This is a genomic window from Pontibacter silvestris (assembly GCF_020907275.1).
GTDB lineage: Bacteria > Bacteroidota > Bacteroidia > Cytophagales > Hymenobacteraceae > Pontibacter > Pontibacter silvestris.
Genome location: NZ_JAJJWI010000034.1, coordinates 25,874 through 35,132 on the forward strand (window position 1 = coordinate 25,874; position 9,259 = coordinate 35,132).

Below are 9,259 nucleotides of genomic sequence, written 5' to 3' on the forward strand. Positions count from 1 at the left end.
TTTGATAATGGGAGATAGAAAAGCAGCTAAATACGTCTAGTAGCCTTCATGTTTATATTCTATAGGACTGCTCCGCTCTTTCTCTAGTCGTTGCACTTCTTCCTTATACCAGTACATAAGGCGCTTTTAAAAAATGGAGGTGACTTGTTCTGACAAAAGCTGACTTAGGCAGGCAGTGCCAGGCAAAGCCTTAATAACACTTCTGATCTTTCTTGCCAACGGCACACGTGTCGGTGGCAACAGCAGGTAACATAAATAAAGAAATAATCAAGGCCTCTAAACTGATTTTCTCTTAAGGGTCTAGCGGCTCAAAGGGGTTGACACGAAATGCCTCCGGTTCAGGAAAAAAAGCATTTGTCTCGTCACTTATCTTTGTCATGCCCCGGAAGGGAAGATAAGTTAATTCACGCATACACCTGTCACTAATATGAAGCGTGTATTTGCTATGATCAGGGTTAGTTAGTGTCAGTACAGGTTTATGATCAGGTATGTTGTATCTGTAGATCATTCGGCTTACGTTCCGTAAATTGGTTGTGGTATGCCGGGCATGGGGTTCAATGAAAACAGCCTCATCCGGAATTCCCAACTTGCCGACAAGGTACTTCTTCATCTCTTCCGCCTCATTATAAGGTGTTTTATAAGGGTGTACATTTCCTCCAGATACAACTATAAACGGAGCTACCCCTTCTTTATACATCTGGGCAGCGACTTCACAATAATGTGCTCCACCTGCATCCAAGGCAATGGCAGGGTCTTCGGGTCCGTGGCCGAGTACGAGAATCATGCTGTACGGGTATTTATCCCAGGATGTCCCTTTCAGAGCCTGGTATGGCTTTTTGTTATAACCATTCAGCAACGGTTCATAACGAGCAGCCTCATCTCGTCCATTCAACTCCAATGCTTTTAGTGCAGCATGCATAGGAAGCTTATAAAATAAAGCTTTTTGATCCTGCGCTTTTACTTCTGACCCGAGACTCTGATGTATCAAGGCTACAAAGTTTTGATCACTGGTATCGAAACTGATGGAATCTATAGCAGGATAGCGTGCTCCCTTTCCTGCAAAATATACATCCAGGATATGATTTAAACCCAACGCTGTATCTTTCCATGCTTTTCGGATTGTGGTCGAGTCTATTTCTCCTTTGTATTTATGGTGATAAGATTCTTTACGGAGTGTCTTGGTAAGAGCATTTCGAAAGTTGCTGTTCCCAGAGTACAAACCCTTAAGCTCTTTATGGATAGTCTGAACTTCCTGTTCACTCCACTTCAGAGCCGAGGCATAGCAGGTAGCGTCTTTACAGGAAGTTAGAGCCTTCTCCACCCTGCCTGCATACTGCTTTGCCAGGTTACGAAGTACAGCATTTTGCTTTACTTCCTGCTTTAGAACGTCTGACTTATCTATAACCTCCAGAAAATTAAATGTTTTGTGAAGTATTATTTGCTCAGGAAACGCAACAGAAGTGACTGTCTCGTTCGTTGATTGTGCAAATGTATCTGCTACATCGGCAAATACTGAGAATACAATTAGTAAGGTTACAAGCGAATGTTTTAGATAATACATATTACTGAACTTTCAGTTTTAGATTAATAAGACTACTGTTAAGCAAAATTGCTGTGCTACCTAGATGCATCAAGACTGGGAATCCATCTATTTTCAACTTCCCAGCTTTTCTCTGGCTTATCAGAGGCTGTTATAATTAGCCTTCCACCTGTCATGACCTCTTCTTGTGTCAGCCAGTTGCGTTCCAGGTTCTTTCCATTTAGCGTTACCTGTTTGATGTAGGGGTTTGTATCAGCATAGTTTTCTACCTGAACAGTAAACGCTTTTCCATTGGGCCACTTAATTTCGGCCGACTCAAAAAGAGGCACATTTAAATAATATACCGGCCAACCCACACAGGCAGGCTGCATGCCCAGGGAGGCTAAGACAAACCAGGACGACATCGCTCCTGCATCGTCGTCCATTGTTCTGAGGTAAGCCTCCGGCTGATTTTTATAGAGGACGCCAACATATGACCCTATCCCCCGACTATTGTCGTTAAAGTAATGCTGCACCACGGTATCCACAGCCAACTGATGCATCAATGCCTGCGATTTCCACGGCACCGAAGTAGCGTTGTAGAGCAATGGAACCTGTAAATCCGGCTCATTAGCACGATTATGATAGTCCTTTCCAAAGAATTCATCCAGTTGGTTCAAAAAAGCTTGTTCGCCACCTGTCAGTTCTATCAACCCTTCTACATCAAAAGGAACAGACCATCTGTATTGCCAGATTGTGCCCTGGTACATGCCGCGTGCGGACATGCTGTTTACATCATCACGGGTTAAATCTTTAAAATCTTTCTCCCAGTAGTCTTTATACTTTAATGCCTTTTGCTTGTACTTCTCGCTTAGCTGCTCTTGCGCAAGTTCATCCAGTATCTGAGACAAGGCCCAGGCATCGTAGGAGGACTCCAGTGCCTTGTCTGGATGTGTGTAATCCAGTCTGTCCACTTCCTGTATCAGCGAATCCAGAATCGACGGAAAATCAATCTTGTACCCTTTACGGTAAGCATCCAGCAGTACCACAAGGGCATGCTCGGTGCGCACGGTGTTAGAGGGCTCATGTGCCGTAGCAAAATCTCTCTTACCATAAGGGTAAAGGTTGGCTATAGATGAAGCAATGTCCTGGAATCTTTCCGGGTAAGCAAATGAAAGCAGGGGCAACTGCGTTTTGTAATTGTCCCAAATGGCCCATCCGTTATAGATGGGGTTCTTAGAGGTTTGCAGAGAGCCATCTATAGCCCGGTATTTACCATCCTCCTCCGATACGACATAAGGCGACTGCACTGCACGGTAAAGCAAGGAATAAAAAAGATTTTCCCTTTCAGGGTTCCCTTTTACCTGAATACGACCCAGAAGCTGATTCCAGTCGCCGGAGCTTTTTTGCTTCATTTCCTCAAAAGATGCATTGCTCAATGCAGCGCTGGCATGCGCTACATCCACTGAGGAGAAAGCCACCTCTACATAGGCCTCCGCTTGGTTTGCGTCCAGTGAAGCTATCAACTCATGTTCCTTTACAGTTGTCCACTTTACAGGTTGTCTGAATTGCATGGCATAGTAAAGGCGGTAGGTGCCGACACTACACGTAGTTTGTGCTTCTATCCACCCACTTACAGCATTTCCTGTTATTGCATGTTCTTCTGCTACAAAGCGTCCGACAAAGGCGTGGCTTAAGTCAATGTAAATCCCTTTTCGACCCGCAGGAAATTGGTAGTGGTGTATGCCGTTATTTTTGTAGACGGCAAACGCTGCTTTAATTTTATTACCAAAACCTACTTTATAATATCCTGGCCCTGCTTCTTCCTCTGCTTTGATCAGTTGTGTAGAATCCGGGGCATCTCCCAGGAAAGGTTTAACCAGTATATTGCCTCCACTTCCCAAACAACCTACTCCCTCAAAACGGTTATGCGTAAAGCCTAAGAACTGCTTGGCCAGGTGCTCATACCCGGTGTGCGTAGAAGGGTAAGTCTGCGGCCCTATACTCAACATGCTAAATGGATAGGAAGCTGCCGGTGATAGCTGCCCATGGTCGCCGGAAGAGCCTAAGAAAACATTTACTTTTTCTGCAGGTAAATTTTTGTCCACGATCTGCAGTTGTTCTTTCTGAGCAACACTGGCAGGCCGCTGACAGCCACATAATATGGCAATAAATAACAGTGATAGTGTTCGCATAAAGATTAGCGGTAAAAGGTATAAATATCACAGGCAGCCTTATATCATGGCTGCCTGTGATAATAAGTTCTGATTGTAATCAGGCTTTGGTTATTTCATACTTTCAAGCACATCAAAATACTTCTGAGGAACAGGAAAATACTCATGTGTACCTTCTATGAAGTTGGCATTGGTCAAATGGGTTCTTCTTGTTTTCTCAACTTCTAGATACTTGTTGATCGTTTCTGCCGCCACTCCCCAGCGTACCAGATCAAAGAAACGGTGTCCTTCCAAAGCCAACTCTAGCCTACGCTCCGTCCGAACTGCCTCGCGTGCTGAGGCCTGATCAGTCCATGGGGTACTGTAAGTCTCAATTCTGTAATTGGCAGCTGGTGCTGTTTCTTCAAGGTTCATTACGTATTGGCTGTCCCGGGCTCTTTCCCTTACCTGGTTGACAACAGTTCTCGCTCCTTCCAAATCTCCCAGTTCAACCAAGGCTTCTGCTTTCCACAGTAACAAGTCAGCATAACGGATTATGTAATAGTTTAAGGCACTAATGTAAGGCCAGGTATCAATCTGATAAGGAGAGTTGGCAGACACAATCCGTTTTTTAGGTGCAAAAGGCCCGTAAGTAGAAAGGTCCCGTGCCCAGCTTGCCTCATACAGCACGCCCAGGTCCAGATAAGGAATACCTGGCCTTCCCACTGTATGGTCCAGCCTTGGATCTTTAAAATCTGCTTCAGCAAGGTTTACATTGTCCAGCACCGGCATACCGTTCGCGTTCGTTTTGTATGCGTTGATAAGGTTCTGAGAAGGGCGGTGGAAGCCGTACTGTGAATAGAAAGGCCCTCCAGGAGCAGACAAACGGTCCCCTATACTACCATTATAATTGTCAGGGGCCCCATCGAGTACCGAATGCTGAACGGCAAATATTATCTCAGAGCTGTTATCATTTTCAGGAAGGAAAACATCTCTGAAATTAGGCAGTAGACTGTACTTGTTACTGTTTATAACTTCATTAGCAGCATCCAAAGCAGCCTGCCATTGTCCCTGGAAAATGTACGTCTTTGCCAGATAAGCCTTCGCCGTCATTTTGTTCGGACGCCCTACATCCTCCTGGTCAACAGGCAACCTTTCATAAGCATTGTTAAAGTTTTCTTCTATTTTATCCCAAAGCTGCTCAGAGGTATATTGGGTATGAGACACAGCATAGTCATTTACAGTGGCAGCTGTTTCATCTATATATGGTATGGTATTATATATTTTTTTCAGCTCAAAGTAATAATGTCCTCTAAGGAAGTACAGCTCTCCCATCCGGCGCTCTTTCAGAGAGGCATCATAATCTTCTGAGCTCTGAAGCAGCCTCATGGCCTCATTGGTTCTTTTAACCCCTTCATAGAGCGCTACCCATTTTCGCTCAATATCAATAATAGTTGGATTCGTGTTGTATATCTCCATCAGGTGAATGTTATTCTGGTCACCTGTTCCTCCCCCTCCTTTATAAGCATCATCTGAAACCACATCACCAAAGCTCCAGTTAGAGGCAGGTGAATTAAAGGCACTACTGGAAGCGTCATACTGCCCGTTCAGCGAACTGTATGCTGCTATAATGGCCCTGTCAACATTACCTGCATTCGTCATTTCTGAGGGAGAAATCTCTCCATAAGTCACTTCCTCCAGAAAATCGTCAGAACAGGAAGAGAACACAACAAGTGCGGCAACTACTATTTTTGAAGTATAGGAATTTCTAAAAATATTCATCTTCGACAATTGATTAAAGTTTGAAATTAACCCCTAACGTGAAGGTTCTGGACGGAGGATAAATGCCACGGTCAACTCCTATGTCGAGGTTTCGGTTGCTGGAAGAGTAGTTCTGCAGACCGATTTCGGGTGTCATGCCACTGTAGCCTGTAATGGTAAACAAGTTGGTTGCCTGCAGATAAACTCTCAGGTCAAGCCCTGCGATCTTATCTTTAGGAATATTATAACCTAGCTGCATATTATATAACTTAAAATAGGATCCGTCTTCCAGGTAATAAGACGAAGGTCTGATATTGTTATTAGGATCATCGAGCGAAACACGCGGCACTGTGGCATCAGGATTTTCAGGAGTCCAGGCATCCAGCACTGCAATACTCTTATTGTATGAAGCCTGGTTGAAGAACTCAGTCTTGTATTTTGTCAGGTTATAGATGTCGTTACCTATGCTTCCATTAAACAACATGCTCAGGTCGAATCCCTTATAATGAAGGTCTACATTCAGGCCCAGTATCAGGTCAGGGTGAGGAGATCCTATGTAGGTGCGATCGTCTCCGTTAAGCTCACCATCGCCGTTAACATCCCTGAACCTTATGTCACCTGGCTGCGCATTGGGCTGAATTCCATGAGAAGTTACTTCCTCCATGTTTTGAAACGGTCCATCAGCCTGGTAACCAAAGAAGGCTCCGATTGGCTGGCCTACTGTACTCCTGGTTATTTCCTGCCCAAAGTTTATGCTATGGAGAGAGGAGGCGGGTATTCCTAAGTAAGAGATGCCATTCAGCTTGGTAAGTTCGTTACGATAAGTTGATGCGTTTAAACCTATATTATAAGCCAGACCTCCTGCATTGCCCATATAGTTTGCCGCAAGGTCCAGTCCTATATTCTTCATCTGGCCACCGTTAATCCACGTCCCGTCGTTTGTTCCGCCATAAGTTGGAGGAATTGGGGAGTATACCAGCACATCATCTGTTACCTTATGATAAAAATCTGCAGTAAGAGCTAGCTTGTCACTAAACAAGCCCAAATCAAACCCTGCATTTGTCTGTTGGGTTACTTCCCATGCCAAGTCAGGATTAGGTACTCTTGTCTGTATCAAACCTTGATATACGGAGCCTTGTGAGCCATCTATGGCATAATCAGAATACCTGGCGTTGTTGTAGTAGCTATCTACCGTAGAATAAGAAGGAACTTGCTGGTTACCTGTCTGCCCCCAGCTGGCACGCAGCATGAGAGAACTCACTATGCCGTCTGTTCCAAAGAAGGATTCGTCGCTCACGCGCCACCCTGCCGATACAGCCGGAAAAGTTCCCCATTTATTTTGACTTAGGCGAGAGGTTCCATCTCTTCGGAGAGTAAAGCCCAAAAGGTACTTCTGGTCAAAGTTATAGTTGATCCTTCCAAAGTAAGAGAGCAAAGACCACTCCGTTGCACTCCCTGTATTCAACTGGTTGTCCGCGCCATAAGTAAGATAGCGGAAGTTAGGATCTTCGTACAGGAAATTTTGGCGGGAAGCGGAAAAACCTTCAGAATAATACTGGATGGCCTCCTGGCCTACTAATGCATCTATATTGTGCCGCCCAAAGCTTTTCAGGTAATTCAGCGTATTAGACCAGGTTAGCTGATAATTAAAATCATTATCGGTACTTAAAGAGTTTACGTTATTCTGAGAAAGGATTTCATCATATACTGGAGAGAAACCTCTGTAGTTGTAAGTCTGAAAATCAATTCCCAGGTTCGTCTTAAAGGAAAAGTCTCCCAGATCTACACCTGCAAATACATTCCCCATTGCTGAAATTCTCTTTCTTACATTGTCTTTTCCCCGGTATAGGCTACCTAAAGGGTTACTGATATCATTCAGTGGATTTCCCCCATAATTACCATTGATGTCTTTTACCGGGACAATAGAAGGAAACTGAAACGCATTATACACGATACTGCCCAGGGAGCTGTTAGTGCCAACATTGACAGAACGGGTTAGGGATGTTGTAAAGTTTTCTCCTACAGTTATAATGTCTCTGATTTTATAACTGGAATTAAAACGGGCTGAGAATCTTTCAAAGCCCGTATACTTGATGGTTCCTTCTTCATTAAAATAACCAAGTGAAAGGGCATGGTTGGCTTTATCATCTCCTTTTGATACTGAAAGATTGTAAGACTGTACAACAGCAGGCCTGAAGATTTCTTTCACCCAGTCTACATCAGCACTTGGTATTGTTTGCTCATCATTCAACCAGGCAGGTATGACAGGGTTATCTGGATTGTTCCCGTAAATATCACTAGCCGGAACGCCTCCATCATTCCTGGCTGCCTGCCAGAGCATGTCTCCATATTCCTGTGCACTCAGCATGCGAGGCAGATTGAAAGCGTGCTGTATCCCTGAATAGGCGTCTAAAGCTATAGCCGCACGGTCTGTTTTTCCTTTTTTGGTTGTTATCACCACTACCCCATTAGCGGCTCTGGACCCATAAATAGAGGCTGAAGCAGCATCCTTCAGTACTTGTATAGTTTCTATGTCTGCAGGATTCAAGGCATTCAATCCATTAGAAACAGGTACTCCATCTATAATGTATAAAGGGTCATTATTGTTGATGGTACCATAACCACGCACACGAATGCTTACGCCCCCACCAGGACTGTTGTCACTGAGTACCTGTACACCTGGAAGCCTGCCATCCAACATCTCCTCCACATTGGCAGTAGGAATCGAATTTATATCATCAGGGTCAACCTTAGAAACTGCTCCCGTAATCTCTCTTCTGTTCTGCGATCCATACCCCACTACAACCAATTCATCCAAAAAGGAAGAGTCCAGCACTAAAGCAATATTTAATCTGGTTTGGTCTCCTATAGAAATTTCTTGCCTTTGATATCCAATAAAGGTAACAGCAATCATGTCAGAACCTTCCTCCGGTATGGCTAGCTCAAAATCTCCATTTACATCAGAAACGGTACCCACAGAGGATCCAACCACCACAATAGAGGCTCCTGGCAAAGGCTCACCATTTTCGTCAGTTACTCTGCCTGATATAATCTTCGCTTGCTGTACTGCTTCTGATTGTGATATTCTAGAGAAGCCTCCAGCATGGGCAGGCATGGCGCCTAACATGGACACAGCGCAAACACCCTGAAGTATAGGCCTAAAAATATGTAATCTTACACTCATACTTTTATTGGTTAACATTTAGTAATCAACTCATTACTCTGTAAGGCACATTGCAGCCTTTGGCTGCAATGTATGAAGATAATGCCAAAGCCCTTGTTTTATTCGTGGGATACCATAGCTAATTAATAAATGCATCTATTGCCTTCATTAATTGAGCATATTTTGATAGAGGCTATCAGTTCAGCAGATATACATACTGGATCGTGTGAAACCCACGTGTGAAACCCATTGGAAGTACAGTATGTGGCTTGAATGACATGCTTCTCCCGTTGCTTTAACTTAGGGCAAAGGTATCATGCCAGTATTATGAAAAAGAGATGCAGATATTAATAAATGGTAACCAAGAGTGGTGAAAGATTAAAAAATCATTATCAACCATCCGTCTTCCGCACCGCTACTTATTATTAATACTGTCATATCTGTTCATCGAACCGCTTTGGATTATAATATATCTAATTATTTTTCTTTTACATGGGCTGTATTAAAAGTTAAAACAAAAGGAAGAAGCCTTTGCAAGTTCACCATCAGGGGAAAACTGATTGAAGTTCTATTAGTGTAAGGGGCTTGTTATCTGAAGCAGGCTCAAGGTAGAAAGAATGAGTTTGCTGAAAAGCTTCAGTTGTCATGCTTATTCAACAGTGC

The 9,259-nt window shown here is 43.8% G+C and carries 4 protein-coding genes; all 4 read right to left on the minus strand.

The features are described 5' to 3' along the window. Positions 1–292 precede the first annotated feature (292 nt). Complete coding sequence (locus LN995_RS19815) at positions 293–1,561, minus strand: YdcF family protein (RefSeq protein WP_229962828.1); 1,269 nt, start codon at positions 1,559–1,561, stop codon at positions 293–295. Between the two features lie 56 nt (positions 1,562–1,617). Next, complete coding sequence (locus LN995_RS19820) at positions 1,618–3,714, minus strand: glycoside hydrolase domain-containing protein (protein WP_229962829.1); 2,097 nt, start codon at positions 3,712–3,714, stop codon at positions 1,618–1,620. A gap of 90 nt (positions 3,715–3,804) precedes the next feature. Then, positions 3,805–5,454, minus strand: a complete 1,650-nt coding sequence (locus LN995_RS19825; protein WP_229962830.1) for a RagB/SusD family nutrient uptake outer membrane protein — start codon at positions 5,452–5,454, stop codon at positions 3,805–3,807. Positions 5,455–5,467: 13 nt separating this feature from the next. Further along, complete coding sequence (locus tag LN995_RS19830) at positions 5,468–8,617, minus strand: SusC/RagA family TonB-linked outer membrane protein (protein WP_229962831.1); 3,150 nt, start codon at positions 8,615–8,617, stop codon at positions 5,468–5,470. Positions 8,618–9,259 lie beyond the last annotated feature (642 nt).